The sequence below is a fragment of the Actinomadura sp. KC345 genome, from assembly GCF_004348515.1.
Classification (GTDB): Bacteria; Actinomycetota; Actinomycetes; order Streptosporangiales; family Streptosporangiaceae; genus Spirillospora.
On the sequence record NZ_SMKH01000556.1, the window covers coordinates 1 to 1,658 of the forward strand.

1 protein-coding gene is annotated in these 1,658 nt (G+C 77.0%); it reads right to left on the reverse strand.

From position 1 onward, the window contains the following. Positions 1 to 1,658 (reverse strand): ComEC/Rec2 family competence protein (locus tag E1281_RS39515; protein ID WP_207943793.1); only part of this gene is annotated, 1,658 nt, incomplete at both ends.

Below are 1,658 nucleotides of genomic sequence, written 5' to 3' on the forward strand. Positions count from 1 at the left end.
ATAAGAGACAGGGAAGGCCGGGGGCGAGGCGGGCCTCCCGGCCGGACGTGCGGGGCGTGGTCAGGATCTCCTGGACGTCGCGGCCGTTCCGGACACCGGACGTGCCGTTGATGTGGTCGGCGTGCGGGTGGGTCAGTATGAGCAGGGGGACCTCCCCGATGTCCAGGCGGCGGAGGCACCGGTCCACCAGGGCGGGGTCTGGCCCGGTGTCGACGACGACGGCCTGCCCGGGGGCGGCGGACAGGACGAGGGCGTCGCCCTGGCCCACGTCGCAGGCGACCATCTGCCAGCCGGGGGGCGGCCAGCCGGGGGCGGTCGCCCGCACGGCGATGACGGCGATCAGGACCCCGGCCATGGCGGCCGCCGCGAGCAGGCGCAGGCGGCGGCTGCGCAGGATCAGCAGGGCGGCCCCGGCCGCGAGGAGGAGCGTCACGGCGCCCAGGCCGCCGGGCGTCCACGGGATCGTGGCGTAGGGCAGCGCGGCGGCGGTGCGGGCGACGCGGATGATCCAGCCGACCGCCAGGCCGGCGGGCCACACGATCACCTGGGCGAGGGGCAGGGAGAGCGGCGCGGTCACGGCGCCGAGCGCGCCCAGGAGGGTCGCGGGGGCGACGGCGGGGGCGGCCAGCAGGTTCGCGAACACGGCCACGACGCCTATCTCTCCGGAGAGCATCACCAGGACCGGGGACACGGCGACCTGCGCGGCCGCCGCGACGGCGAGGGCGTCGGCGAGGGGGCCCGGCAGCCGGCGGGCGAGCCGCTCCCGCCAGCGCGGCGCCAGGACGAGCAGGCCGGCGGTCGCCAGGACCGACAGCGTGAACCCGTAGGAGCGCGCGAGTTCGGGGTCGATCAGCACCAGGAGGAGGACGGCGGCGGCGAGGGCGGGGATCCCCTGGCGCTGCCGTCCGGTCACCAGCGCCAGCAGACCGATGACGCCCATGACCGTCGCGCGCAGGACGCTCGGCTCGGGACGCGCGACCACGACGAACGCCAGCACCGCGAGTACGGCGATCGGCGGGGCGCGCCGCCGGCCGAGGCCGAAGAGGCGGCACAGGCCGAGGACCGCTCCGATGACGATGGCGAGGTTCGCGCCGGACACGACCAGCAGGTGGGTGAGCCCGGCGGCGCGGAAGTCCTCGGCCAGCGCCGGATCGAGCCCGGAGGTGTCGCCGACGACCATGCCGGGCAGGACGCCGCGCTGGTCGGGAGGGAGCCGCGCCACCGCGGCCCGCAGCTTCGCCCGCACGTGCTCCGCGGCGCGCTGGATCCCCGACGGAGGCCCAAGGACGGTGGGCGGTCCGCGGACGATCACGACCGCGGCGAGGAGATCGGCGCCCTTGGGCTGCACGAACCTGCCGTGGAGCCGCACCCGCTGGCTGGGCACGAGGCCGAGCCATCGCGGGTCGTTCGCGATCAGCAGCACGGGCACCCGGACCTCGGCCCCCGGCACCTCCTCCGCCCGCGCACGGAGGATGACCATCGGTCGGCCCTTGCCCGGTACGGCCCGGGGATCGCCGGTCACGGCCGCTTCGGCCGCCGCGAACCGCCCATCGCGGGCGAGATCCCGGACCGGCCCGCTGCCGACGGCCGTGGTCCGCAAGCCCACGCCGACCAGGGAGGCGGCGGCGCACACGAGCAGGACCCCGACCATCCTCCGC